The organism is Streptomyces sp. NPDC034084 (assembly GCF_055575535.1).
Map to the genome: position 1 here is coordinate 1000089 of NZ_JBVISK010000002.1, position 24126 is coordinate 1024214.

Consider the following 24126-nt stretch of genomic DNA (forward strand, 5'->3'; position numbering starts at 1 on the left):
ATGGCGCGACTCGCCCAGACCCACGGTCTGACCGATGTCCAGCAGGAGATCCTGGCGACCGTCCGGGACTTCGTCGACAAGGAGATCATCCCGGTCGCGACGGAGCTCGAGCACCGCGACGAGTACCCGCAGCAGATCGTCGACGGGCTCAAGGAGCTCGGCGTCTTCGGCCTGATGATCCCCGAGGAGTACGGGGGCCTGGGCGAGTCGCTGCTGACCTACGCGCTGTGCGTGGAGGAGATCGCGCGCGGCTGGATGTCGGTCTCCGGCATCATCAACACGCACTTCATCGTCGCGTACATGCTCAAGCAGCACGGCACGCAGGAGCAGAAGGACTACTTCCTTCCGCGGATGGCGGCCGGCGAGACGCGCGGTGCCTTCTCGATGTCGGAGCCGGGCCTCGGCTCGGATGTGTCGGCGATCACGTCGAAGGCGGTCAAGGACGGCGACGAGTACGTCCTCAACGGCCAGAAGATGTGGCTCACGAACGGCGGTACGTCAACGCTGGTGGCCGTTCTCGTCCGCAGTGACGAAGGACACCCCGAGGGAACCGCCCCCCACAAGTCGATGACGACCTTCCTCGTCGAGAAGGAGCCCGGCTTCGGAGAGGTCCGCCCCGGCCTCACGATCCCCGGGAAGATCGACAAGATGGGCTACAAGGGTGTCGACACCACCGAGCTCATCATGGACGGACTGCGCATTCCGGCCAATCGTGTACTCGGCGGGGTCACCGGCCGAGGGTTTTACCAAATGATGGACGGTGTCGAGGTCGGCCGGGTGAACGTGGCGGCCCGTGGCTGTGGCGTCGCACAGCGTGCGTTCGAGCTGGGTGTCTCGTATGCCCAGCAGCGTCACACTTTCGGCAAGGCGATCGCCGAGCACCAGGCGATCCAGTTCAAGTTGGCCGAAATGGCTACCAAGGTCGAGGCCGCCCATGCCATGATGGTGAACGCAGCACGCAAAAAGGACTCCGGGGAACGAAACGACCTGGAAGCAGGGATGGCGAAGTACCTCGCCTCCGAATACTGCAAGGAGGTCGTCGAGGATGCCTTCCGTATCCACGGTGGCTACGGGTTCTCGAAGGAGTACGAGATCGAGCGTCTCTACCGTGAGGCGCCGATGCTGCTCATCGGTGAAGGTACCGCCGAGATCCAGAAAATGATCATTGGTCGTCGGCTGCTCGAGGAGTACCGATTCCAGGGTTGATTGTCGCGTTTGAGTCGATTCGGCCGCGAAGAAGATCACACCCTGTGTTCGTCTTCCGGCCGTCGACTCGGTTCCTGGCTTGCCCAGTTGCGCCCCGCAACCGATAGCATCGCCGGAAAGCCGCCGTCCCCGTTGCCCGCGCGGCATCATCCGCTACGAAGGTCATTCATGCCCCACAGCCAAACCTCTGCACACCGCGACAGCCTCTCCGGCGTACGCCTCGCGCGCGGAGCATCGCCGTGGCTCCTCCCGACCGTCGCCACCGCGGCGCTCAGCCTCGTGCGCGCGCGCAAGTCGAGGCGTGCCGCGGCCATCGCCGTGCCGACCACCGCGCTCGCGGCCGGCATGCTGTGGTTCTTCCGCGACCCCGAGCGTGAGATCGCTCAGGGACGGGTCATCTCCCCCGCCGACGGTGTGGTGCAGAGCATCATGCCGTGGAAGGACGGACGCACCCGGGTCGCCATCTTCATGAGCCCGCTGAACGTCCACGTCAACCGCGCACCGCTGGCCGGCACGGTGACGTCCGTGGAGCACATCCCCGGCGGGTTCGTCCCGGCGTTCAACAAGGAGAGCGAGAACAACGAGCGCGTCGTCTGGCACTTCGACACCGAGCTCGGTGACATCGAGATGGTCCAGATCGCCGGCGCCGTCGCCCGGCGGATCGTGCCGTACATCCCGCAGGGGACGAAGGTCGAGCAGGGTGACCGCATCGGTCTGATCCGCTTCGGCTCGCGCGTCGACATCTACCTCCCCGAGGGTGTCGAGGTCGCGGTCGAGGTCGGCCAGGCCACCACAGCGGGGGTGACTCGCATTGACCGTGATTGATCCCGACACACGGGCTGCCGAGTGGGGCGCCGACGCCGAGGCTGAGGCCGAAGAGGCCGAGGAGATGCCGCTGTCGCTGAGGCTGTCCATTGCGGACGCCCTCACGCTCGGTAACGCCACGTGCGGTTTCATGGCGGTGTACTTCACGACCACCGGAATCCTGATCCCGCACCTCACCGGCAGCACGGAGACCGGCATGGCGCGCAACAGCGCCGCCACCGCCGTGATCCTGATGCTGGCCGCGGCGATCTTCGACCTCTTCGACGGCATCGTGGCGCGCAAGCTCCGCAGCTCGCCGATGGGCGCCGAGCTCGACAACCTGTCGGACCTGATCAGCTTCGGTCTGGCCCCGGCCTACTTCGTACTCGTGTACGGCATGGTCACGCCCGGAGCGCAGCAGAAGGTCTCGGCCGTGGCCGCGATCGTGGTGCTGCTCGCCGTGGTCCTGAGGCTCGCGAGATTCTCGTGCGTGACGATGAAGGACGGCATGTTCCAGGGCATGCCGAGCCCCTTCGGCGCGCTGACGGTCGTCTCGATCGTGCTGCTTGAGCTGCCCTTCATCCCGACGCTGCTCGCGATCATCGGAGTGGCGTGGCTGATGGTCAGCCGGGTCGAGTACCCGAAGCCGCGGGGCGTCCTCGCGGTGGCGATGCTCAGCTGGATCGTCGGTGCGATGGCCATGCTGGCGGCCTGGGCGTTCGACGCGCCGGGCGGGGCGTTCCTGCTCCAGACCGGCTGCGCGCTCCAGGTCGTGCTGGGCGCCGTGATCCCCCTCTTCGCGACGGCCCGCCGGGTGAACACCTTCCGCGGCAACCGGCGTGAGAGCCGGGAGGCGCGGGCGGCGCAGCTGCCGTAGCGGACGGATGACGTACGGAAGGGCCCGGGAGGCGATCGCCTCCCGGGCCCTTCCGCATGCCCCCCGGCCCCTAGGGCGTGTTTCGAAAAGTCCCGTCTGCGCGGCGGCGCCTGGCACGCACGCTCGCCGCGTTGTCGGGACCGCCCTCGTACGCCCAGTACGAGGGCGACCCTCCGCCTTGCGATCGCACGCACCAGACACCGCCGCGCCCGCCCTCCGGGCGAACGACGCTACTTTCGAAACACGCCCTAGAGGCGCTTGTAGTACAGCGTGGTGGCGCGGAGGGTGCCGGCCGGGTCGGCGGCGAAGTCCGGGATCGTCCCGGCGGCGGTCCAGCCGGCGCCCCGGTAGAGGCGCTCGGCCGGGCTGTCGGTCTGGGTGTCCAGGACGAGGAGGCGGAGGCCGGTGGCGGCGGCGTGCGCCTCGGCCGTGGCGAGCAGCCGCTGCCCCAGGCCCCGGCCGCGGGCGGAGCTGTGGACGAGGAGCCGGGCGATCTCGCCGCGGTGCCGGCCGTTGGCCGCGCCCGTACGGACCAGGGTGACGACCCCCGTCAGGCGCCCGTCGGGGGCGTGGGCGGCCCAGACGTCCCGTACGCCCCGCGCGGCCTCCTCGGCGACGCCGGACCACCAGGCGGCGGCCCCGGCGGTGTCGAGGGGCGCCAGGAAGCCGACGGAGGCGCCACCCTCCACGGCGTCCACGAGAAGCGCGGCGAGCCCGGCCGGGGCGTGGGCCCGTACGGCGTCGGGTGACAGGCGCTCGATGACGTCGAGCCGCTTCTCCAGGCAGAGGAGGTCCGGCCGCTCGTCCCAGGAGGCGACCGTCCCGAAGCCGAGGCTCCGGTAGAGGGCGAGGGGCTCCTCCCGCCCGTCCCAGACGGTGAGGCGGACGGCGGGGACGCCAGCGGCCGCCGCCCGGCGCAGGGCCTCGGTCATGAGGGCCTTCCCGATCCCCTGCCTGCGGGCCTCCGGCGCGACCCAGAGCCGCTTGATCTCGGGCGCGCGACCCTCGCGGGGGGCCTTGAGGACCACGCAGCCGACCGGCCCGTCCGCTCCGGGCGGGGTGGCGAGCAGGACCGTGTCGGCGGCGAACGCGGCGGCCGGATCCTCGGCCTCGGCGCGGTATACGGCCGGGAGCTCGGCGGCACCGGCCACGGGCGTGCCCTTCCCGGCCTGGTTGACCAGGTGGTAGGCGGTCAGCAGGTCGGGAAGGCGCGGGTGGGAACGGTTCTCCTCGATCATCACGTGCATGGGCCGAGCTTCACACCGCGATGTTTCGCGCGTGTGACGGTCTTCCGGGCTCCCGCCCACGCGTGTGCCGGTCCCGACCGCCCGGCGTGGCGGACGGGCTTCGCGGATCGGGGCCGACCGCTACGGCGTGTAGGCCTTCGCCGCGTCCGAGACGAAGGGCTGCCGGACCGTGCGCATGCCGCCGGGGACGGACTTGTCCGGCTGGATGATGACGGACTCGCGGGACGAGGGGGCCGTCGGGTCGCCGAGGTCGTGGGTCATGCCGAAGCCGGCGTCGTGGGCGTTCATCGACAGGAGCGCCTTGTCGACGCCCTCGCGGGTGAGGTCCTTGTCGAGGCAGGCCTTCTTCAGGGCCTCGCCGAAGACGCTGGCCGCGGTCCAGCCGGCGACGATGCCGTTGTCGAGGCCGTCGCCCGGGTAGGCGGCCTGGTAGTCGGCGACGAGCTTCTTCGCGGTCGGGGTGTCGGCGCCGATGGGGAGGCTGGGCGAGGCGAACCAGTACATCTTCTCCAGGGCGGGCCCGGCCTGGGTGCCGAGGAGCTGCGGGGCGAAGGCCGAGTTGTTGCCGACGACCGGGACCTTGAGGCCGGTGGCGGCGGCGACGCCGACGAGGGAGGCGGCCTGACGGGGGCCCGCGCTGATGACGACCGCCTTCACCCCGGCCTGCTTGAGCGCCGCGACCTGCGCCGACATGTCGTTGTCGGTGGGCTTGATCTTCTGCTCGACGACGGTCAGGCCCGCCTTGCCCGCCGCGTACTTCGAGCCCTTCAGGGCGTTCTCGCCGTAGTCGCCCTCGAAGTAGACGTGGCCGAGCTTGTCGCCCGACTTGAGCCCCTTCTCCTTCAGGAGGAAGTCGACGGCGTTGATCGTCTCGACGTCGTACGTGGCGCCCAGGACGCGGATGTACGGGGAGCCGAGCAGCGAGGCCGACCAGGCCTGCGGCAGCACGAGGACCTTGTCCTGGCCGTCGACCCGGTGCTTGACGGCGGCGACGAACGGGGAGCCGATGAACTGGGGGTAGCCGACGACCTTCGGCTCCAGTTCCGTGTAGGCGGCGAGGGCCTTCTGCGGGTCGTAGCCGTGGTCGCGTACCGTGAGCTCCAGCTTCCGGCCGCAGATCCCGCCGGCGGCGTTGACCTGCTTCACGTACAGCTGCTGGGACTGGGTGACGCTCTTGCCGAGGGTGGCGTACACCCCGGTCATGTCGGTGAGCGCGCCGAGCGAGATGGTCTTGTCGGTGACGCCCTCGCCGGTCTTCACCCCGCCGGCGCCGGTCTGCTTGCCGTCGCCGCTCTTGGCCTTGGAGCTGCATCCGGCGGCGGTGAGGGCGACCAGTGCGGCGAGCGCGGCGGCCAGGCCACGCACGGCCTGTCGTCGGTGGTTCATCGTGCCTCCCCTGAGGGTTGGGTCGAAGTGGGGGTCGTGGGTGTCCGGGCGGCGAGTGCCGGCCTCGCGGACAGTGCGCGGACCAGGCCGCCGGGCAGGAACAGCACCACCGCGACGACGGCGGCGCCGTACAGGTAGCGGGCGGCCTCTCCGGGCGCGATCCCTCCCGTCCCGGGGGCGGAGACCAGGGGGAGCGAGTCGCTGTAGCGGGTGAGGAGCTGCGGCAGGAGGGAGACGAAGACGGCTCCGGCGACCGCTCCGGCGACCGAGCCGAGCCCGCCGATGACGATCATGGCCAGGTATTCGAGGGAGAGCGCCATCCCGAAGTACTCCGGCACGGTGCGCTGGAAGACCAGGGCGAGCAGGACGCCCGCGAGGCCCGCGTACATGGAGGACAGGACGAAGACGGCGGCGCGGTGGCGGGCCACGGGAATGCCCAGGACGCCGGCGGCGATCCGGTGGTCCCTGATGGCGTTCATCGCGCGGCCGGGGCGGCCCCGGAGCACTCCCCTGGCGAACAGCACCCCGCCGAGGAGCAGCGCGAGGCCGAGGTACCAGAGCTTCTCCACGGCCCCGAACGGAACCTGGGCGACGAGGAGTTCGCTGTCGTCGAAGGTGAGGCCGAAGAGGGTGAGGGGCGGGACGGCCCGCCCGTTGTAGCCGCCGGTGAGGTCGTGGGCGTTGAAGAGCACGTGCTGGCCGATGAAGATCAGCGCGAGGGTGGCGATGCCCAGGTACGCGCCGCGCAGCCGGCCCGCGATCGGGCTGAACACCCCGCCCGCCAGGCCCGAGAACGCGACCGCGAGGACGGCGGCGAGCCAGCCGGGCAGGCCGAGTCCGGCGAGACCGTCGGCGCCGTCGCCGGCGAAGGCGCAGTAGCCGTACGCGCCGACGGCGAGGAAGAAGGCGTGGCCCATGGAGAGCTGGCCGGTGGCGCCGGTCAGCAGGTTGATGCCGATGGCGCCGAGGGCCGCCGCCATCGCGAACAGGCCGGCCTGGAGCCAGAAGCGGTCCAGGTAGAAGGGGAGGGCGAGGAGGACGAGTCCGGCGCCTGCCCCGAGGTATGCCGTGGCGGGGACGGCCTTGAGCCGGTCAGACACGGGCGGGCTCCTTCGTGCCGAAGAGACCGGCGGGGCGGACGAGCAGCACCGCGACCATCACGAGGTACGGGGCGAGGTCGCCGATGCCCCGGCCGAGGAACGCCAGGTCGCCCTGGTAGCCGGTGGCGAGGGACTCGGTGACGCCGACGAGGAGGCCGCCGACGAGGGCGCCGGTGGTGGAGTCGAGGCCGCCGAGGATGGCGGCCGGGAAGGCCTTGAGCGCGGCGAGCGAGGTGGCCCGTTCCAGGCCGGGGGTCGGGAAGACGGTGAGGAACAGGGCGGCGACGGCGGCGAGCGCGCCCGCGACCGCCCAGGCGCCGAGCGAGACCCGGCCGAGCCGGATGCCCATGAGCGCGGCGGTCTCCTGGTTCTCGGCGGCGGCCCGCATGGCGACGCCCCAGGAGGTGTAGCGGAAGGCCAGCAGGAACGCGGTGATGAGGAGGGCCGCCGCGAGGAGGGCGGCGATCCGGGTCTCGGCGATCGTCACCGGCCCGACGGTGACGACGGCGTCCCCCCAGGGGTCGCCGAGGGCGAGGATGTCGGTGCCGATGCGGCGGGTCAGCTCCGTGGCGAGCAGGATGTCGACGCCGATCGTGACGATGGCGAGGACGCTGTGGTCGCCGCCCCGGTGGCGGCGCATCACGAGGAACTCGACGGCCGCGCCGACCAGGGCCGCGCCCGCGACGCCGGCGAGCAGGGCGGGCCAGAAGCCGATCGTGTCGTGGAGGACGGCGGTGACGTAGCCGCCGGCCAGGAGGAGGGAGGCGTGGGCGAAGTTGACGACCTCGGTCGCCCGGAAGATGACGACGAATCCGAGGGCGATGAGGGCGTAGATCGAGCCCAGGGAGACGCCGTTGATCAGGAACTCGGCGAAGGTGCTCACGCGGCGGACTCCTCTCCGAGGTAGGCGCGGACGACCGCGGGGTTGTTCTGGACGTCGGCGGGAGCGCCGTCGGCGATCCGGCGGCCGAATTCGAGGACGGTGACGGTGTCGGCGAGCCGCATGACGAGGCCCATGTCGTGCTCGACGAGGAGGACCGAGATGCCGAGGCTGTCGCGGACGCCCGCGATGACGGAGGCGGTACGGCGGCGCTCGTCGGCGGTCATGCCCGCGACGGGCTCGTCGAGCAGCAGGAGCTCCGGCTCCATGCAGAGCGCGCGGGCGAGTTCGGCGAGCTTCTGCTGCCCGTACGGGAGGGAGCCGGCGGGCCGCGCGAGCTGGTCCTCCAGACCGACGAAGGCGGCGATCTCCCGGACCCTGGCCCGGTGGCGGGTCTCCTCCCGGGCGGCGGAGGGGAGCCGGAGGCCGGCGGCGAGGAAGCCGGTGCGGGTGAGCCGGTGGCGGCCGAGCATCAGGCTGTCCTCGACGGTGGCACGGGGCGGCAGGGCTAGGTTCTGGAAGATCCGGCCGACGCCGAGGTCCGCGATCCGGTGCGGGGGCAGGGCGGTCAGTTCGTGCGGACCGAGGCGGACGGAGCCGGAGGTGGCCCGGTAGACACCGGAGAGCACGTTGAAGCAGGTGGACTTGCCGGCGCCGTTGGGGCCGATGAGGGCGTGGACGGTACCGGGCCGGACGGTGAAGCCGACCCCGTCGAGAGCGGTCAGGCCGGCGAACCGGACGGTCAGGTCACGGACGTCGAGAGCGGGCGGGGTGCGGGGCGCCGGGGTGCCGGTGGCCGGGCTTCCGGGTGTCGGGTCGCCGGTCGCCGGGGAGCCGGGCGTCGGGCTTTTGCCCCTCGGGTCGCCGGTCATCGCGTTTCCTCCCAGCGGGACAGGACGGGGTGGGCGGTGGCGGCGCGGGCCGCGTCGGCGGCGGCGTCCTCGTCGACCACGCCCAGGTAGCGGCGGCGCACCTCGTCGGAGGCGGCGAGTTCGGCGGCGGGCCCGGAGAGGGTGACCTCGCCGACCTCCAGGACGTACGCGAGGGAGGCGAGCCGCAGCGCGAGCGCCGCGTTCTGCTCGACCAGGAGCACCGCCGTGCCCTGGGCGTTGATCTCGCGGACGGCGTCAGCGATGCGGGCCGCCATGAGCGGGGCGAGACCGAGGGACGGCTCGTCGAGGAGGAGCAGTCCCGGCCCGGCCATGAGGGCGCGGCCGACGGCCAGCATCTGCTGTTCGCCGCCGGAGAGCAGCCCGGCCGGCTGGTGGGCGCGGTCGGCGAGGACCGGGAACAGCTCGTGCACCCGGCGCAGGGCCGCGGCCTTCGCCGTCCGGCCGCCACGGCTGCCGAGGGCGCCCGCGCGCAGGTTGTCCTCGACCGTCATCCGCGCGAAGACCTGCCGGCCCTCCGGCACCTGGGAGACCCCGGCGGCGACCACCCGGTCGGGCGGCAGCCCGTCGAGCGGCCGGCCGTCGCGGCTCACCGTGCCGGAGACCACGGCGCCGCCGTGGAACCGCAGGGTGCGCGAGACCGCCCGCAGCAAGGTGGACTTGCCGGCGCCGTTGGCGCCGAGGACGGTGACGACGGCGCCCGCGGGCACGGTCAGCGACACCCCTCGCAGCGCGTGCACCGGTCCGTATCCCGCCGTCAGGTCCGTCACCTGAAGGGCAGGTGCGGTACCTCCCATGGCTCCCCTTTCCCCGGCCGGCTCGCCCCTCTGGGTCTCCCGGCCGCTTCGGTGGCGCTCACCCCAGCACCGCGCCGGACAGCGCGTCCACGGCCCGCGGCCGAAACGCTGCCGGTGACCAGTGGGCGCGGCGGGAGGCTGTGCAATCGCACAACGCTGCGCGTCAGGGCTGTGCGGCGGGGCCGGAGCGGTGTTGGCTCCCGGCATGGGACGGCGCAGAAGACGGACCGGTGACGACTGGAAGGTGCTCGCTCAGGCGTGCACGGTGCTCCTGGAGCGGGTGCCGGAGCTGGTGGACGAGCACCTCAGGGAACTCCACGCCTACGAACCCGCCTATGGGCGGATCCTGCCGTACGACCAGCACTGGCAGGAGGCGCGGGAGGCGATGCGGATCGGGATCGAGATGATCTCGGCGCCCCGGAACTCGCCCCGCCGGGACCTTGAGCACGCGGACGAGATGGGCCGGCGGCGCGCCGCACAGGGCATGCCGCTCGAACTGGTCGTCCACGCCTACCGGCATGCCGGGCATCTCGTGTGGGACGCGCTGATCGAGGGCGCGGGGGCGGACGCGGCGCAGCTGGCGGCGCTCATGCAGTCGGCGACGATCGTGTGGTCGGCGGTGGACGCGCAGGCGGACACGGCGTCGGAGGCGTACCGGGCGGCGGAGCTGGAGCTGCGGCGGCGTACGGACGAGCAGCTCCAGGCGCTCCTGGACGCGCTGCTCCAGGGCCGGCGGTCGCCCGAGCTGGTGGCGCGCGCGGCGGCGGGCCTGGACCTGCCGGAGCAGGGGCGGTACGCGGTGGTGGTGCTGCGCTACGACCGGCGGGAGGAGCGGGAGCCGTTCCACCGGCAGGTGCAGGGCGAAGGCGTGCGGTTCCTTTGGCGGATGGGGGCCGACTGCGAGCTGGGGGTGGTGGCGCTGTCCGGGGACACCGGCCTCGACGCGCTGTCGGAGCTCCTCGACGGGCGGTGCCCGGGTCCCGGGGGGATCAGTCCGGTGGTGGTGGGTCTTGCCGAGCTGGGCCGGGCGCGGCGCCTCGCGGAACTGGCCCTGCGGACCTGTCCGCCCGGCAGCCGCGAGATCGTCCGCCTGGACCGGCGGCTCGCGGACGCGCTGGTGGTGGGCCAGCCGGAGATGGCGGGCCTGCTGGTCTCGGACGTCCTCGGCGGCCTGCTGGAGCTGGATCCGGCGGACCGGGCGGTGCTCCTGGAGACGCTGGACGCGTGGCTGGAGTGCGGGGGGTCGGCGGGGCGGGCGGCGGGGCGGCTGTACTGCCACCGGAACACGGTGTTCAACCGGCTGCGGCGGCTGGAGCAGCTGACGTCCCGGTCGCTGTCCCGGCCGCGGGACCTGACGGAGATGACCCTGGCCCTGTCGGCGTTCCGCCTCACCCCCCAGGGCTGACGCGGCCGCGGGCCGGTGCCCCGGGCAGTGCGTGCCCGCGCCCCGCCCGGGTGGGCCCGTCACCTAGCCCCGGCCCGTGTGGGGGCCGCGCCCCGGCCGTGTGGCCCGGCGCCCCGGCCCGATCGGCCCGCCGTCTCCCCGGCCCGTGTGGGCCCGCGCCCCGGCCCGTGCGGGGGCCGCGTCCCCCGCGCCCGTGCCGGGCGGTGCCCACTCGCCCGTGTGGGCAGGCGTCCCGCAGGGCGGGACGGGTGGGCACACGGGACGGCGCCCATACGGGCGCCTCCGCCTTCCGCGCGTGGACCCGCACCCGCAGCGGCGGCGCACAAAGGGGTGCGGGTCCAGGAGCGGGAGCCTAGGCCCGGCAAGGGGCGCCGTCCCGTTGTGCCCACCCGTTCCGCCCCAGCGGAACGACTGCCCACAACGGGGGTGGGAGCCGTCCGGCGGGTGGGCATCGCCCCAGCGCGACGGGCGCCTACAACGGCTGGGCGCAGGCCCACAACGGGGGTGGGCGCCGACCGGGCGGGTGGGCGCCGCCCCAGCGGCGCGGGCGCCCACGACCGGGTGGCGGGGGCGTCACCCCGGGCGAAGCAGCTGCCCGCGACGAGGGTGGGCGCCGTCCGGGCGGCTGGGGGCGCCCCAGCGGGCCTCCACGGTGCGGTGGGTACCGCTCGAGCGAGCCGACAACAGGCGACGGCGCCGCCCCGGCGGCCTACGGCAGGAAGTCGTTGGCGATGTTCGCCGCTACCGACTCGAGCAGCGGCCCCGCATTGGCGATGCACTTCTCCGTGTCCGGTTCCAGGTCCGTGAGCGGGTACGCGCGGCGGATCCCGGCCTGGCCCAGGGCCGCGGCCGGGAGGGCCAGGCGGCCGCAGACCGCGACGACCTCCTTGCCGGCGGCGCGGGCGGCGGCGGCGACGCCGGCCGGGGCCTTGCCGTGCAGGGTCTGCTCGTCGAGGGAGCCCTCGCCGGTGATGACGAGGGTGGCGCGCTCCAGGGCGGGCGCGAAGCCGAGGACCTCCAGCATCAGCTCGATCCCGGGCCGGAAGCTCGCGCCGAGGATGAGCGCGCCGTACCCGATGCCGCCCGCGCCGCCCGCGCCGGGCGCGACGGCGGCCTCGGCGGCCCTGGGCCCGATGGCCTTCTCCAGGACGGTGGCGAAGTGGGCGAGGGCCGCGTCGAGGGTGCGGACGTCGTCCGGGGTGGCGCCCTTCTGCGGTCCGTAGACGGCGGGCGCGCCCTTGGGCCCGGTGAGCGGGTTGTCGACGTCGCTCGCGAGGATCAGGTCGACCGAGGCGAAGCGGGGGTCGAGCCCGCTGAGGTCGGCCGTGGCGAGCTCGGCGAGCGGCGCGCCGCCGGGCCCGACGGGCTCGCCAGCCGCGTCGAGGAAGCGGGCGCCGAGCGCGGCGAGCATGCCGGCGCCGCCGTCGGTGGTGGCGCTGCCGCCGACACCGAAGACGAGGGTGGTCGCGCCGGCGTCGAGGGCGGCGCGGAGCAGCTCTCCGGAGCCGTACGTCGTCGCCGTGAGCGGGGCGAACACTCCGGGCGGGAGGAGCTGGAGGCCCGAGGCCTCCGCCATCTCGACGACCGCGGTGGTGCCGCGCAGCGCGAACGCCGCGGTGACCGGCTCGCCGAGCGGGCCCGTCACGCGGACCTCGCGCCGTTCGAAGCCGGCCGCGACGGCCGCGGCCACGGTGCCGTCGCCGCCGTCGGCGACGGGCAGTGTCTCGACCGTGAGCTCCGGGACGACCCGTCGCAGTCCTGCTGTGACCCGCTCCGCGACCTGTACGGCCGTGAGCGAGCCCTTGAACTTGTCGGCCGCCACGAGCACGTGAGCGACCTGAGTTGCTGCCCCGTCCGTCACCTTGCATCCCTTGCTTTCGAACGTGCAGTCGCGCCGATGCCGACCCTATCCGTACCGCCAGAGGGCATGCCACCCCCTGATGAGGCGATATTCCGCACTATGTCGGGGGGACATGAGTACGGAAGGGATCGCCCGAGGGCTGAGGCGAGCGGCCCGGCGCGCGCCCGGCCGCCGGATTCGGTAGACCGGAGATATGGCGTTCACGCGCGGGGAGCTCGGGGACCGGATCCTGGGCGGCTGGACGGGCCGGATCGCCGGGAACATGCTCGGCAAGCCGGTCGAGCGCGGTGACCACTGGACCCGGGAGCGCATCGACGCGTATCTGCGGCTGACCGGGGCGCTCCCGCTGACGGACTACCTCCCTCCCCCGCCGCCCGGCGCGGAGGGCTTCGAGCTGCGGCCGGAGTGGGAGCGGTGCGTGCGGGGCGGGATCGACGGCAGCTGCCGGGACGACGACGTGGACTGGTCGGTCCTGGGGCTGCACCTCCTGGAGACGCACGGCTTCGGCTTCACCACCGAGCAGGTCGGCGAGGAGTGGCTGCTGCGGCTTCCGTACCTGCAGACGTTCACGGCGGAGCGGGTCGCCTACCGGAACCTCGCCGACGGGCTGCGGCCGCCGCTGACGGCCACGTACGACAATCCGTACCAGGAGTGGATCGGGGCGATGATCCGGGCCGACGTGTACGGCTGGACGTGTCCGGGTGATCCGCGCCGCGCCGCCTCGCTCGCCCGCCGGGACGCGGTCCTCTCGCACACCGGGAACGGCGTGTACGGCGCGATGTGGGCGGCGGCGCTGATCGCGGCGGCCTTCACCGCGCCGGACGTGCGCTCCGCCCTGGAGACGAGCCTGGAGCGGATACCGGCGGGCAGCCGGCTCGCCCGGACCGTACGGGGCACGATCGCGCTGTACGAATCAGGGCTCGGCCGGCCGGAGGCGCTCGCCGAGCTCGCGGAGCGGACGGCGGGCCTCGGCTGGATCCACGTCGTCCCGAACGCGGCCGTCCTGACCGCCGGACTCCTTTACGGGGAAGGGGACTTCACCCGCACGATCGCGCTGACCGTCCGTGGTGGCCTGGACACGGACTCCAACGGGGCGACGGCGGGCTCGGTGGCCGGGGTCCGCTGCGGTGCGGCGGCGATCCCCCCGCAGTGGTCGGAGCCGCTGCGGGACCGGGTGCGCAGCGCCGTCTTCGGCTTCGACGGTGTCCGGATCAGCGAACTGGCGGAGCGGACGCTGCGGTTGGCCGAGCGGACGGCGTGAAAGGCAGGCGCTTGTCAGCCCTGCGGGGGCTCCGGCGGGACGATCTCGCCGGTGCGCCGGGGTTCCTCCCGGCTGACGGCGCGGGCCTCGGTGCGGTGGCCGCGGGCGATGTAGTCGCGGACCACCGCCTCGACGGCGTCCTGGGGGTTGCCGATGCCGGCCAGAACCATGACTTCCACGACGAGTTCGGCGTCGAGTCCGATGTTCACCTTGGCCATGGCGTGCACCCTACCCGCCGCTCAGAAGAGGGCGTCCGGTTCCGCCGTACCCGATTCGAAGGCGAGCAGTCGCTGCTTGCGGTCGAGTCCGCCGCCGTAGCCGGTGAGCCCGCCGCCCGCTCCGACGACCCGGTGGCAGGGGACGATGATGCTGACGGGGTTCTTGCCGTTGGCGAGGCCGACGGCCCGGGAGGCGCCGGGGCTGCCGAGTTCCTCGGCGAGTTCGCCGTACGTCCGGGTCTCCCCGTACGGGATGCGCTGGAGCTGTTCCCAGACCCGTAGCTGGAACGGGGTGCCGATCAGGTTCAACGGCAGTTCGAACGTGGTGAGTTCGCCCGCGAAGTAGGCGTCGAGCTGGCGGATCGCCTCGCCGAAGGGGCGGGGGTCGGGTTCGCCGAAGGTCTCCTCGGGCGGGCGGTGGCGCTGGCCGGTCATGTGGACGCGGCTGAGGACGCCGTCGACGGCGACGAGGGTCAGCGGCTCGTAGGGGCTGTCCACGACGGTGTGCTGGATGGCGGGCATGGGGCGGAGGTCCTTACGGTCCGTTACGCGGGCAGGTGGTTGATCGGGTGGTCGTCGGTCGCCCAGAGGTACTGGACGGCGTAGGCGCGCCACGGGCGCCAGTGCGCGGCGCGGACGGTGAGCGCGGCGGGGGTGCCGGGCAGCCCGAGGCCCTGGGCGGCGCGGCGGACGCCGAGGTCGCCGGGGAGGAAGGCGTCGGGGTCACCGAGGGCCCGCATGGCGATGACCTCGGTGGTCCAGGGGCCGAAGCCGGGCAGGGCCAGCAGCCGGGCGCGGGCCTCCTCGCGGTCGTCGGCGGGGCCGAGCGGGAGGGAGCCGTCGGCGAGGGCGCGGACGAGGGTGAGCAGGGTGGTGCGACGGCTGCGCGGCAGGGCGAGGCTCTCGGGGTCGAGGGCGGCGAGCGCCTCGGGGCGCGGGAAGAGGTGGGTGAGCCCGCCCTCGGGGTCGTCGACGCGGAGGCCGTGCGCGGTGACCAGGCGGGCGGCGTGGGTGCGGGCGGCGGCGGTGGAGACCTGCTGGCCGAGGACGGCGCGTACGGCGAACTCGGCGGGGTCCACGGTTCCGGGCACCCGGCGGCCGGGCGCCTTGTCGACGAGGGGGGCGAGCAGTGGGTCGGTGCGGAGGCGCTCGTCGACGGCGACGGGGTCGGCGTCGAGGTCGAGGAGCCGGCGGCAGCGGGTGATCGCGTGGGTGAGGTCGCGCGGGTCGGTGAGGGAGAGCCGGCAGGCGATGTGGCCGTCTCTCGGGGCGAGGGCGACGATGCCGTGTCCGTACGGGAGGCTGAGCGTCCGCCGGTAGGCGCCGTCTCGCCACTCCTCCACGCCGGGCACGGCGGTCGCGGCGAGGTGCCCGAAGAGGTTGGAGGGCTCCAGCGGGGTCCGGAACGGCAGCCGGAGACTGATGACGCCCGGGGTCGCGGTTCCGTCGACCGGTGACCGGTCGGCGGCGCGGGCGCGGAGTTCGCCGGGGGTGAGGGCGAAGACCTCGCGGACGGTGTCGTTGAAGGTGCGGATGGAGGCGAATCCGGCCGCGAAGGCGATCTCGCCGAAGGCCATCGCGGTGGTCTCGATGAGCAGGCGGGCGGTCTGGGCGCGCTGGGCGCGGGCCAGGGCGAGCGGTCCGGCGCCGAGTTCGGCGAGGAGCTGGCGTTCGATCTGGCGGGTGGACCAGCCGAGCCGGCGGGCGAGGCCGGGGACGCCCTCGCGGTCGACGACGCCGTCCTGGATGAGCCGGACGGCGCGGGCGACGGCGTCGGCCCGGACGTTCCACTGGGGCGAGCCGGGGCTGGTGTCGGGCCGGCACCGCTTGCAGGCCCGGAAGCCGGCGCGCTGGCAGGAGGCGGCGCTGGGGTGGAACTCCATGTTCTCGGGCTTGGGCGGGACGACCGGGCAGCTGGGCCGGCAGTAGATCCGGGTGGTGCGGACGGCGGTGAAGAACACGCCGTCGAAGCGGGCGTCCTTCGACTGGACCGCCCGGACGCAGCGCTCGGTGTCGGTGTGCATGGTTCAAGGATCGGGGACGGACGGCTCGCGGGCTGGCGAGAAAACGACATGGACGTCCGCCCCGTCCCGGTCACGGCCGGTCTCTCAGATCGTGACCGTCCGGAAGTGGGTGGTCAGCCGGCCGTCCTCGCCGAGGACGTGGAAGGCGAGGGCGGGCGGCAGGCCGAGGTGGACGTGCGGGGCGTCGGTCGGGTTCTCCCAGGGAAGGCGGAGGGCCGAGACCACACCGGGCGCGACGAGCAGCGGGCGGCCGGCGAAGGTCGTGGCGGCGGCGGTGTGGGCGTGGCCCGCGAGGAAGGCCGTCAGGTGGGGGTGGCGGCCGGCGAGCGCGGCGAGCCGCTCCTCTCCGAACTGCCGGATCTCGTCCACGTACGGCGTGTGCAGCGGCACCGGCGGGTGGTGGAAGGCGACCAGGACGGGCACGTCGTGCGGGGTGTCGGTGAGGACGCCGTCGAGCCACTCGATCGTCTCGTCCTCCAGGAGGCCCTGGTGCTCGCCGGGGACCGAGGAGTCGCAGAGGGCGATGACGAAGCCCTCGCCCCGGAGCACCTGGTTGACGGGGGCGTGGGGCCGCGTCGGGGTCTCGTCGGGGAGGAGGCCCTTGCGGAAGGCGGCGCGGTCGTCGTGGTTGCCGGGGCAGACGAGCAGCGGATGGCGGGAGGTCAGCAGCTCCCGCGCCACCGCGTACTCGTCCGGGGTCCCGTGGTCGGCGATGTCGCCGGTGACGAGGACGGCCGCCAGGTCGTACGGCAGCTCCTCCACATACCGCAGGACGGCGCGGGTCCGGTCCGCGCTGCGCTGCTCGGCGTCGATGTGGACGTCGCTGACATGGGCGATGACGATCATGCGGCCGGGCCTCCGGGGCTGCGTGTGAACGGGCGTTCACACGAACCGTACGGTGATCCCGGCCGGGCGGGGAAGGGCCGCTTCGGGGCCGGTGGCCCGGGTCGGGACCGGTGGCCCGGTTCGGGGCCGGTGGCCCGGTTTGGGACCGGGTGCCGGTGGGCGCCTTCCCGGATCGCCTACTCGAACCGGGTGGTGTCGCCCGCCCCGCGCCGGACGATCTCGGGCTCGCCGCTGGAGAAGTCCACGACCGTGGTCGGTTCGGTGCCGCACTCGCCGGAGTCGAGCACCGCGTCCACCTGGTGGTCGAGCCGCTCCTTGATCTCCCAGCCCTGCGTCAGCGGTTCGGCCTCGTCGGGCAGGAGCAGGGTGCTGGAGAGCAGCGGCTCACCGAGCTCGGCGAGGAGGGCCTGGGTGACGACGTGGTCGGGGATGCGGACGCCGACCGTCTTCTTCTTGGGGTGCAGCAGCTGGCGCGGCACCTCCTTCGTCGCCGGGAGGATGAAGGTGTAGGCGCCGGGCGTGGACGCCTTGACCGCGCGGAAGACGTCGTTGTCGATGTGCACGAGCTGGCCCAGCTGGGCGAAGTTCGCGCACATCAGCGTGAAGTGGTGCCGGTCGTCGAGGTCGCGGACGGCGCGGATGCGGGTGATGCCGTCGCGGCTGCCGATGCGGGTGCCCAGCGCGTAGCAGGAGTCGGTCGGGTACGCGACGAGCGCCCCGTTCCGGATGGAGTCGGCCACCGCGCCGATGGTGCGGGGCTGGGGGTTGTCGGGGTGGACGTCGAAGTACTTGGCCATGGGGACCAGTCTATTTTCGCAGGCTCCGCCATACCGCCTTCGCCGCGTTGTGCCCGGACATGCCGTGGACGCCGGGGCCGGGCGGGGTCGCGGAGGAGCAGAGGAAGACCGCCGGGTGCGGGGTCGCGTAGGGGCGGAGGGACAGCGTGGGGCGCAGCAGGAGCTGGAGGCCGCGGGCGGCGCCGCAGGCGATGTCGCCGCCGACGTAGTTGGCGTTGCGCTCGGCGAGTTCGGGCGGCCCGGCGGTGGCGCGGGCCAGGACGCGGTCGCGGAAGCCGGGGGCGAAGCGCTCGATCTGACGCTCGATCGCCTCGGTGAGGTCGCCGCGCCAGCCGTTGGGCACATGGCCGTACGCCCAGAACACGTGCTTGCCCTCGGGAGCGCGGGAGGGGTCGACGAGGCTCGGCTGGGCGGTGATGAGGAAGGGCACCTCGGGGGCGGTGCCGGACGATGCCTCGCGCAGGGCGGTGCCGATCTCGCCGACGGTGGGGCCGACCTGGACGGTGCCGGCCCGACGGGCCTCCTCGGCGGTCCAGGGCACGGGGCCGTCGAGCGCGTAGTCGATCTTGAAGACGCTGGCGCCGTACTTGTAGTGGTCGTAGTGCCCGCCGAAGCCGGCGATCCGGGCGAGGGCGGTGGGCGAGGTGTCGAAGACGTAGGCGCGGGCCGGCGGCAGGTCGTCGAGCCGCTTGACCTCGAAGTCGGTGTGGACGGCGCCGCCGAGGTCCTTGAGGTACGCGGCGAGGGCGTCGGAGATCGACTGCGAGCCGCCCCGGGGCATCGGCCAGCCGCCCGCGTGCGCGGCGAGCGCGAAGACCAGGCCGACGGCGCCGGTGGCGAAGCCGCCGAGCGGGGCGATGACGTGGCCGACGAGCCCGGCGAGGAGCGCGCGGGCCTTCTCGTCCTGGAACCTTCGCATCAGCCAGGTGGACGGCGGGAGCCCGGCGAGGCCGAAGCGGGCGAGGGTGACCGGATCGCGGGGCAGGGCGGTGAGCGGCAGCTGCATGAAGTCGCCGGCAAGGGTGTCCCACTTGCCGAGGAAGGGGGCGACGAGCCGGCGGTAGGTCCCGGCGTCGCGCGGCCCGAAGGAGGCGGCGGTCTCGGCGACGGAGCGGGCCAGGACGGCGGCGGTCCCGTCGTCCCAGGGGTGGGCCATGGGCAGTTCGGGGTGGAGCCACTCCAGGCCGTACCGGTCGAGCGGCATCGTCTTGAAGACGGGTGAGCCGGCGCCGAGCGGGTGCACGGCGGAGCAGGGGTCGTGGCGGAAGCCGGGGAGGGTCAGCTCCTCGGTCCTGGCACCGCCGCCGATGGTGGACTCGGCCTCGAAGACGGCCACGGAGAGGCCGCGCCGGGCCAGTTCGACGGCGGCCGTCAGTCCGTTGGGTCCCGCCCCCACGACGACGGCATCCAGCATCGACGTCTCGTTCGTCACCTTCGGACTCCTTCGTCAGCCGGTGGCCTGGGAACTCAGGATAGGCGGGTGGCCGGCCGCGCCTCACACGCCCCCGAGGAGCGTCCGGATCCGCTCGGCGGTCGCCGCGTCCCGGGCGGTCGTGAACGGCAGCGCGTTCCCCCCGGCTATGCGGAAGGGCTCCCCCGCGATCGTCGTGGTCGCCCCGCCCGCCTCGGCGACCAGGAGGAGCCCGGCGGCGTGGTCCCAGGCGTACTCCCAGCTGAAGGCGGTGCCGTCGAGCGCGCCGCGCGCCACGGCCAGGTACTCGAGACCGGCCGAGCCGCAGGGCCGGGGCCGGACGCCCTCGACGTCCAGGCCGAGCAGGGCCCGCTTCTGGTCCGGGGTGGTGTAGTCCGGGTGCGAGGTGGCGATGTCCAGGACCGCGCCGGGCGCCGGCGAACCGGACCGTATCGCCTGCCCGTTGAGCGTGGCGCCGCGCCCGCGCACGGCCACGGCGAACTGCTCCAGGGCGGGGGCGAAGGTCCAGGAGGCGAGGATCTCGCCGTGCCGGGCGAGGGCGACGAGGGAGCAGAAGGCGGGATCGCCGTGGACGAACGGGCGGGTGCCGTCGACGGGGTCGACGATCCAGACGGGGGCGTCGCCGCGCAGCGCCTCGTACAGGGTGGGGTCGGCGTGGACGGCTTCCTCGCCGACGACGACGGAGCCGGGCAGCAGGGCGGTGAGGGAGGCCGTGAGGTGGGCCTCGGCGGCCCGGTCGGCGACGGTGACCAGGTCGTGCGGCCCATTCTTCTCGACGATGTCGTCGGCCGTGAGCTGACGGAAGCGCGGCATGATCTCGGCGGCGGCCGCCGCGCGGACGGCCTCCTCGACCTCGGTCGTACGGCCGCTCAGGAGCTGCTCCAGGGAGTCTTCGATCATGTCTCCAGCTAAGCACGGGGCGCCGACAACCGGTACGCCGCACGTGTCACCGTCCGTTTCCCCGGGGAGCCCCCTTCGCCCGAGTTCACCCCACGAGGTCCCCGGCGGCAGACCGGTGGCCGTCGACCTCGACACGGAGGACGGGGTCCTGCGGAACGTCCGGTTCTTCCTGGAGCCGGACGAGGCGATCCCCGCGATCGACGGGGCCGGCGCGCCCTCCACGGCGCGCTGCTCGTCCAATGGTCGTGAGACTGGCGACCCCGCGCACGGCGAGGCGGCTTCCGGAGATCCAGGCGGCGGACGGCACGGGGTGATACCGCGTCGCCTGCCGTGAGCGAGAAGGAGAAGATCGACAGGAAGGGCTCCAGGCTCACGCACAAGCTGACGCCACTTCACACCCCGTGTACGGCGGTCTCCTTCGAGAAGGGATCGCGGGCAGGTGACGCGAAGGCCGCCCTCCACTCACTGGCCGTCCTCATCGGAGAAGCGAACGCCGATGACGACGGCGACCACCGAGTTCGCCCACGTCCACAGGTCCGCACCGGACCTCAACAAGGGCAGCACCACCATCGACGGCGTGGGCACCATCGTGACTACACCTGCGGGGGCGGCAGGCCGGTTCCGGCCGGGCAACCGGCTGGGTCGTCGACGGCTCACGCATCCTGGAATGCTCCACACCGATGAAGAACCTGGAGGAGGGGGCACCGGCACTGGCAGCGGCCCGCCTCTCCTGCAACCCCGACGCCCCGGCCGCCAAGACCTGATCGATCAGGTCGAACAGGTCCGCCAAGCACTGTGTACGGTGGCGGGATGCGTGTCGAGGGGCCCGTGAAGCCCGGTCTGCGAATGGAGTGCGCCGACGGGCGCCGTCTGGTCCTGGTCCAGGGCGCGGCCCCGGTGCTGTTCGCGCGGCAGCGGGCCACCCACCGCGGGGTGCACTACGCGCGCACCGGCCGGTACGTCTCCCCGCTGGCTCCCCTGCGGGCCGAACGGGCGCGTGCGTACGCGGAGTTCGCGGCGCCGGGCACGAAGGAGTGGACGGCGCGCTGGGCCGCGCACGCGGAGACGGAGCTGCGGGCGGCGTCCGACGGGCCGCTCCACGCGGGTGAGTGGCGGCTCGGACCGGACATGCACCGCTGGTTCGTGGACGCCAACTGGCCCAAGCTCCTCGCGCACGATCCCGACCGGGGCCATCTGACCTGGTTCGGGTACGGGGATCCGGCCGAGGACGCGCGCGACCTGCTGCCGCTGCGGGCGCTCTCGCCGGTGGAGGCGCCCCGGGTGCGGGCGTACCGCCGCCAGTACCGCGAAGGGGTGCTGCCGCCGGTCTTCGCCTGGTGGATCAGCGGACTCGACTCTCCCGTCGTCCTCGATGGTCACGACCGCCTCACGGCCGCACTCGCGGAGGGCGGCCGGCCCCGCGTGCTGGTCCTCTCGCGGGCCGCGGACGCCGCGTGGGTGGAGCTCTGCGCGTCCGGGCCGATCCGGGACTACCAGGAGCGGGTTGCCGCCCTGGACGGCTCGGACTCCGGGATGCGGGTCGCGGACGAGAGCCGCCGGCTCGCGGAGACACTGCGGCGGATCACCGACTCGCCCGATGTGACCCGGGCCTGGCCGTTCCCGGGTGGAGCCCCCGCCTGGGACGCGGCGGCCGCTGCGCACCTCCCCGGCTGGGCCCCCGACGCCGACCGCTGATCCCCGGCCCGGTCACCAGCCATGTCACCGTCTCGGTCACCAGTACGGCCCCGTCGTCAGGTGACCCCTTCGCGCCCGTGTCGTTGATGCCGACGCGGGCCGGGGCGACGGGCGTGCGGAAACGTCTCCGCACACCGCCGGCCCGCCCCGGGGACGCGGTGTCGACAGGGCGGAGATCAGGTGGGACGGGCGAGGAAGCTCATGGCGACGGTCGCGGGCGCGGTGCTGGCGGTGTGCCCCCTCGGCATCGCGCCGCCCGCGCACGCGGTCGTCGGCGGCCAGGAGGCGCGGCCCCATCAGTACCCGTTCATGGTGGGGCTCGTGGATCGGGCGGAGCGTCGGGTGATGTGCGGCGGGGCGCTGGTCGGCGAGCGGTACGTGCTCACCGCCGCGCACTGCCTGACCGGCTCGTACAGCAGCACCGCGCGCGTGGGGGTGCTCCTCGGCGACCATGATCTGACGCGCGAGGACGACAGTCCGCACGCGGTGCTCGCCGCCCCGGCCTCGTTCCTCCCCCACCCGGAGTACGACCCGGCCACCCAGCGCCACGACGTCGCGCTGGTCCGGCTGGCCGAGCCGGTCGCCTTCAACCGTGACGTACGCCCGGTCGCCCTGCCCTTCCCGTACGCCCACGGCACCTTCGACCACACGCGGGTCGAGGCCCCCGGCTGGGGCGCCACCTCCTTCGGGGGCCGTACCTCCGACGTCCTGCGGACCGTGGTCCTCGGCACCATGAGCAACCCGACGTGCGAGGCCCGGGGCATGTCCCAGGTCACCGCCGCCCAGCTCTGCACGTACGCGCCGGGGCGGGACACCTGTCAGTACGACTCCGGCGGCCCCCTGGTCCACACGATCGCGGGGAAGCCGTACGTGGTCGGTCTGGTGTCGTACGGGAAGGGGTGCGCGACCGACACCCCCGCCGTGAACACCCGCGTCTGGTCCTACCTCAGCTGGATCGGGAGGACGGCCGGGAAGCTGCCCGCCTCATGAGGGCGGTGTACAGGAGCAGCGCGGCGGCCAGGCCCACGGCCCAGCCGTAGTCGGCGAGGGGCTTGAGGAAGGGGATCAGCCCGTCCTGGGGGAACGGGCCCGCCCCCGGCGCCGAGTGGGAGCCGCCGACGGCGAGGACGCCGCCGACCGCGAAGGCGAGGACGGCAGCCGGGTTCCAGCCGCCCCGGTACCAGTAGGGGCCGTCGGCCCGGTAGAGACCCGCCAGGTCCAGGACGGTCCGGCGGACCAGCCAGTAGTCGGCGATGAGGATGCCCGCGACCGTGCCGAGGAGGCCGCCGACCAGGCCGAGCCAGGTGAAGATGTACAGCTCCGGGGTGGCGGTGAGCTTCCACGGCATGATGAGGACGCCGACGACGCCGGTGATCAGCGCGCCCGTACGGAAGTTCACCAGTCTTGGGGCGAGGTTGGCCAGGTCGTACGCCGGCGAGACGACGTTCGCCGCGATGTTCACCGAGAGGGTGGCGACGAGCACGGTCACCAGGGCGAAGAGCAGACCGAAGACGCTGTCGGTCCTGGCCGCGAGCGCCACCGGGTCCCATACGGGAGCCCCGTACACGGCCTGCGAGCCGGAGGTGACGAGCACCGAGAGCAGCGCGAACAGGGTCATGGTGGTGGGCAGGCCGAGGGTCTGCCCCAGGGCCTGGGAGCGCTGGCCGGCGCCGAAGCGGGTGAAGTCCGGGATGTTGAGGCTGAGCGTGGCCCAGAAGGCGATCATGCCCATGAGGGCGGGGAAGAAGACGGGCCAGAAGTCGGCGCCCCAGCCCAGCTTCGACGGCTGGTCGAGGAGGGGTCCGACGCCGCCCGCCTTGACGGTGATCCAGACGAGGAGGGCGAGCGCGCCGACGATCACGAAGGGCGCGGCCCAGTTCTCGAAGCGGCGCAGGGCGTCCATCCCCCGGTAGATGATGGCGAGTTCGAGCGCCCAGAAGAGGACGAAGCAGAGCCACAGCGTCCAGGGCTGGCCGCCGATCCGCGACGCCTCCGCCCAGCCGCCGCCGAAGACCTTGTCGAGCAGGACGAAGACGCCCTGGCCGCCGATCCAGGTCTGGATGCCGAACCAGGCGCAGGCGACAGCGGCCCGGACGAGTGCGGGCAGGTTCGCCCCGCGCAGCCCGAAGGAGGCACGGGCGAGGACCGGGAAGGGGATGCCGTACTTCGGTCCGGCGTGCCCGGTGAGCAGCATCGGGACGAGGACGACGACGTTGGCCAGGGCGATCGTGAGGACAGCCTGCTTCCAGTCCATGCCGAGGGCGACGAGTCCGGAGGCCAGCATCCAGGAGGGGATGTTGTGGGCCATGCCGACCCAGAGGGCGGCGAAGTTGTACGTGGTCCAGCGGCGCCCGGCCACGGGGACGGGCAGCAGGTCGTCGTTGACGAAGCGGGGATCGGCGGGGGCCGTGCCGGGCGCGAGCTCGACACGGCCGTCGCCGACGCCGGAGGGGCCGGGTCTTCCGGAGGACGCGGTTGCGGTCATGGACGGAACCCTTCG

23 protein-coding genes are annotated in these 24126 nt (G+C 73.4%); 7 read left to right on the top strand and 16 right to left on the bottom strand.

The genetic code is table 11. The features are described from left to right. The 3 genes from ACZ51I_RS09985 to pssA all read left to right on the top strand — a co-directional run bounded on the left by ACZ51I_RS09985 (position 1) and on the right by pssA (position 2887). A complete protein-coding gene (locus ACZ51I_RS09985; RefSeq protein ID WP_468873359.1) occupies positions 1–1206 on the top strand; it encodes an acyl-CoA dehydrogenase family protein in 1206 nt (401 codons plus the stop codon). A gap of 168 nt (positions 1207–1374) precedes the next feature. Beyond that, the gene (locus tag ACZ51I_RS09990; protein WP_073812552.1) at positions 1375–2031 is read left to right on the top strand and encodes a phosphatidylserine decarboxylase; all 657 of its coding nucleotides are present in this window, start codon (positions 1375–1377) and stop codon (positions 2029–2031) included. Continuing rightward, a complete protein-coding gene (gene pssA, locus ACZ51I_RS09995; RefSeq protein ID WP_468873834.1) occupies positions 2024–2887 on the top strand; it encodes a CDP-diacylglycerol--serine O-phosphatidyltransferase in 864 nt (287 codons plus the stop codon). The genes ACZ51I_RS09990 and pssA overlap by 8 nt, the downstream gene beginning before the upstream one ends. Positions 2888–3135: 248 nt before the next feature. Here pssA and ACZ51I_RS10000 read toward each other — a convergent pair whose 3' ends face one another. The 6 genes from ACZ51I_RS10000 to ACZ51I_RS10025 form a co-directional block, all read right to left on the bottom strand. Further along, positions 3136–4134 (bottom strand): GNAT family N-acetyltransferase, encoded by a 999-nt coding sequence (locus ACZ51I_RS10000; RefSeq protein WP_468873362.1) that lies wholly within the window; start codon positions 4132–4134, stop codon positions 3136–3138. Between the two features lie 120 nt (positions 4135–4254). Next, positions 4255–5520 carry an ABC transporter substrate-binding protein gene (locus ACZ51I_RS10005; RefSeq protein ID WP_468873364.1) on the bottom strand — a complete coding sequence of 422 codons (1266 nt, stop codon included), beginning with the start codon at positions 5518–5520 and terminating at the stop codon, positions 4255–4257. After that, a complete protein-coding gene (locus ACZ51I_RS10010; protein WP_468873366.1) occupies positions 5517–6620 on the bottom strand; it encodes a branched-chain amino acid ABC transporter permease in 1104 nt (367 codons plus the stop codon). Before ACZ51I_RS10010 ends, ACZ51I_RS10005 begins: the two co-directional genes overlap by 4 nt. Continuing rightward, positions 6613–7503 carry a branched-chain amino acid ABC transporter permease gene (locus ACZ51I_RS10015; protein WP_468873368.1) on the bottom strand — a complete coding sequence of 297 codons (891 nt, stop codon included), beginning with the start codon at positions 7501–7503 and terminating at the stop codon, positions 6613–6615. The genes ACZ51I_RS10010 and ACZ51I_RS10015 overlap by 8 nt, the downstream gene beginning before the upstream one ends. Continuing rightward, positions 7500–8372, bottom strand: a complete 873-nt coding sequence (locus tag ACZ51I_RS10020) for an ABC transporter ATP-binding protein (RefSeq protein WP_468873371.1) — start codon at positions 8370–8372, stop codon at positions 7500–7502. Before ACZ51I_RS10020 ends, ACZ51I_RS10015 begins: the two co-directional genes overlap by 4 nt. Further along, positions 8369–9187: an ABC transporter ATP-binding protein gene (locus ACZ51I_RS10025; RefSeq protein WP_468873374.1), complete on the bottom strand. Its 819-nt coding sequence runs from the start codon at positions 9185–9187 to the stop codon at positions 8369–8371. The genes ACZ51I_RS10020 and ACZ51I_RS10025 overlap by 4 nt, the downstream gene beginning before the upstream one ends. A 205-nt stretch (positions 9188–9392) precedes the next feature. Between ACZ51I_RS10025 and ACZ51I_RS10030 the strand changes: the two genes are divergently transcribed. Further along, positions 9393–10592: a PucR family transcriptional regulator gene (locus ACZ51I_RS10030; RefSeq protein ID WP_468873376.1), complete on the top strand. Its 1200-nt coding sequence runs from the start codon at positions 9393–9395 to the stop codon at positions 10590–10592. Positions 10593–11301: 709 nt separating this feature from the next. On the opposite strand, the gene ACZ51I_RS10035 is transcribed toward ACZ51I_RS10030, so the two are convergent. After that, positions 11302–12453, bottom strand: a complete 1152-nt coding sequence (locus ACZ51I_RS10035; protein ID WP_468873378.1) for a glycerate kinase — start codon at positions 12451–12453, stop codon at positions 11302–11304. Positions 12454–12646: 193 nt separating this feature from the next. On the opposite strand from ACZ51I_RS10035, the gene ACZ51I_RS10040 reads away from it, so the two are divergent. Continuing rightward, the gene (locus ACZ51I_RS10040) at positions 12647–13714 is read left to right on the top strand and encodes an ADP-ribosylglycohydrolase family protein (RefSeq protein WP_468873380.1); all 1068 of its coding nucleotides are present in this window, start codon (positions 12647–12649) and stop codon (positions 13712–13714) included. Positions 13715–13728: 14 nt separating this feature from the next. Here the strand turns inward: ACZ51I_RS10040 and ACZ51I_RS10045 are convergent, their stop codons facing one another. The 8 genes from ACZ51I_RS10045 to ACZ51I_RS10080 form a co-directional block, all read right to left on the bottom strand. Continuing rightward, positions 13729–13932, bottom strand: a complete 204-nt coding sequence (locus ACZ51I_RS10045; RefSeq protein ID WP_468873382.1) for a DUF2191 domain-containing protein — start codon at positions 13930–13932, stop codon at positions 13729–13731. Between the two features lie 21 nt (positions 13933–13953). Continuing rightward, the gene (locus tag ACZ51I_RS10050; protein ID WP_468873385.1) at positions 13954–14454 is read right to left on the bottom strand and encodes a methylated-DNA--[protein]-cysteine S-methyltransferase; all 501 of its coding nucleotides are present in this window, start codon (positions 14452–14454) and stop codon (positions 13954–13956) included. Positions 14455–14477: 23 nt separating this feature from the next. Further along, complete coding sequence (locus ACZ51I_RS10055) at positions 14478–15956, bottom strand: AlkA N-terminal domain-containing protein (RefSeq protein ID WP_468873387.1); 1479 nt, start codon at positions 15954–15956, stop codon at positions 14478–14480. 84 nt (positions 15957–16040) lie between these two features. Further along, positions 16041–16802, bottom strand: coding sequence for a metallophosphoesterase (locus tag ACZ51I_RS10060; protein WP_468873389.1), 762 nt, complete (start codon positions 16800–16802; stop codon positions 16041–16043). 176 nt (positions 16803–16978) lie between these two features. Beyond that, complete coding sequence (locus ACZ51I_RS10065) at positions 16979–17599, bottom strand: L-threonylcarbamoyladenylate synthase (protein WP_468873392.1); 621 nt, start codon at positions 17597–17599, stop codon at positions 16979–16981. 10 nt (positions 17600–17609) lie between these two features. Next, entirely contained in the window at positions 17610–19013 is a 1404-nt protein-coding gene (locus ACZ51I_RS10070; protein ID WP_468873837.1) for a phytoene desaturase family protein, read from the bottom strand. 81 nt (positions 19014–19094) lie between these two features. Further along, on the bottom strand, positions 19095–19931 hold the full coding sequence (locus tag ACZ51I_RS10075) for an inositol monophosphatase family protein (protein WP_468873394.1): 837 nt from the start codon (positions 19929–19931) through the stop codon (positions 19095–19097). 462 nt (positions 19932–20393) lie between these two features. Beyond that, entirely contained in the window at positions 20394–20519 is a 126-nt protein-coding gene (locus ACZ51I_RS10080) for a hypothetical protein (protein ID WP_468873397.1), read from the bottom strand. A 222-nt stretch (positions 20520–20741) separates the two neighbouring features. On the opposite strand from ACZ51I_RS10080, the gene ACZ51I_RS10085 reads away from it, so the two are divergent. Both ACZ51I_RS10085 and ACZ51I_RS10090 read left to right on the top strand, forming a co-directional pair. Then, entirely contained in the window at positions 20742–21626 is an 885-nt protein-coding gene (locus ACZ51I_RS10085; protein ID WP_468873399.1) for a hypothetical protein, read from the top strand. A 201-nt stretch (positions 21627–21827) separates the two neighbouring features. Then, complete coding sequence (locus ACZ51I_RS10090; protein WP_468873401.1) at positions 21828–22616, top strand: serine protease; 789 nt, start codon at positions 21828–21830, stop codon at positions 22614–22616. Here the strand turns inward: ACZ51I_RS10090 and ACZ51I_RS10095 are convergent. Next, the gene (locus ACZ51I_RS10095; RefSeq protein ID WP_468873404.1) at positions 22573–24111 is read right to left on the bottom strand and encodes an NCS1 family nucleobase:cation symporter-1; all 1539 of its coding nucleotides are present in this window, start codon (positions 24109–24111) and stop codon (positions 22573–22575) included. The two genes, ACZ51I_RS10090 and ACZ51I_RS10095, sit on opposite strands and share 44 nt — an antisense overlap. Positions 24112–24126 lie beyond the last annotated feature (15 nt).

What these genes read in the sequence shown, in the direction of transcription:
- ACZ51I_RS10080 (WP_468873397.1), bottom strand. Translation starts at nt 20,519, where the DNA reads ATGGTGCCCACGCCGTCGATGGTGGTGCTGCCCTTGTTGAGGTCCGGT.
- ACZ51I_RS10050 (WP_468873385.1), bottom strand. Translation starts at nt 14,454, where the DNA reads ATGCCCGCCATCCAGCACACCGTCGTGGACAGCCCCTACGAGCCGCTG.
- ACZ51I_RS10045 (WP_468873382.1), bottom strand. Translation starts at nt 13,932, where the DNA reads ATGGCCAAGGTGAACATCGGACTCGACGCCGAACTCGTCGTGGAAGTC.
- ACZ51I_RS10070 (WP_468873837.1), bottom strand. Translation starts at nt 19,013, where the DNA reads ATGCTGGATGCCGTCGTCGTGGGGGCGGGACCCAACGGACTGACGGCC.
- ACZ51I_RS10000 (WP_468873362.1), bottom strand. Translation starts at nt 4,134, where the DNA reads ATGCACGTGATGATCGAGGAGAACCGTTCCCACCCGCGCCTTCCCGAC.
- ACZ51I_RS10020 (WP_468873371.1), bottom strand. Translation starts at nt 8,372, where the DNA reads ATGACCGGCGACCCGAGGGGCAAAAGCCCGACGCCCGGCTCCCCGGCG.
- ACZ51I_RS10060 (WP_468873389.1), bottom strand. Translation starts at nt 16,802, where the DNA reads ATGATCGTCATCGCCCATGTCAGCGACGTCCACATCGACGCCGAGCAG.
- ACZ51I_RS10065 (WP_468873392.1), bottom strand. Translation starts at nt 17,599, where the DNA reads ATGGCCAAGTACTTCGACGTCCACCCCGACAACCCCCAGCCCCGCACC.
- ACZ51I_RS09985 (WP_468873359.1), top strand. Translation starts at nt 1, where the DNA reads ATGGCGCGACTCGCCCAGACCCACGGTCTGACCGATGTCCAGCAGGAG.
- ACZ51I_RS10005 (WP_468873364.1), bottom strand. Translation starts at nt 5,520, where the DNA reads ATGAACCACCGACGACAGGCCGTGCGTGGCCTGGCCGCCGCGCTCGCC.
- ACZ51I_RS10095 (WP_468873404.1), bottom strand. Translation starts at nt 24,111, where the DNA reads ATGACCGCAACCGCGTCCTCCGGAAGACCCGGCCCCTCCGGCGTCGGC.
- ACZ51I_RS10085 (WP_468873399.1), top strand. Translation starts at nt 20,742, where the DNA reads ATGCGTGTCGAGGGGCCCGTGAAGCCCGGTCTGCGAATGGAGTGCGCC.
- ACZ51I_RS10040 (WP_468873380.1), top strand. Translation starts at nt 12,647, where the DNA reads ATGGCGTTCACGCGCGGGGAGCTCGGGGACCGGATCCTGGGCGGCTGG.
- ACZ51I_RS10030 (WP_468873376.1), top strand. Translation starts at nt 9,393, where the DNA reads ATGGGACGGCGCAGAAGACGGACCGGTGACGACTGGAAGGTGCTCGCT.
- ACZ51I_RS09990 (WP_073812552.1), top strand. Translation starts at nt 1,375, where the DNA reads ATGCCCCACAGCCAAACCTCTGCACACCGCGACAGCCTCTCCGGCGTA.
- ACZ51I_RS10075 (WP_468873394.1), bottom strand. Translation starts at nt 19,931, where the DNA reads ATGATCGAAGACTCCCTGGAGCAGCTCCTGAGCGGCCGTACGACCGAG.
- ACZ51I_RS10025 (WP_468873374.1), bottom strand. Translation starts at nt 9,187, where the DNA reads ATGGGAGGTACCGCACCTGCCCTTCAGGTGACGGACCTGACGGCGGGA.
- ACZ51I_RS10090 (WP_468873401.1), top strand. Translation starts at nt 21,828, where the DNA reads ATGGCGACGGTCGCGGGCGCGGTGCTGGCGGTGTGCCCCCTCGGCATC.
- ACZ51I_RS10055 (WP_468873387.1), bottom strand. Translation starts at nt 15,956, where the DNA reads ATGCACACCGACACCGAGCGCTGCGTCCGGGCGGTCCAGTCGAAGGAC.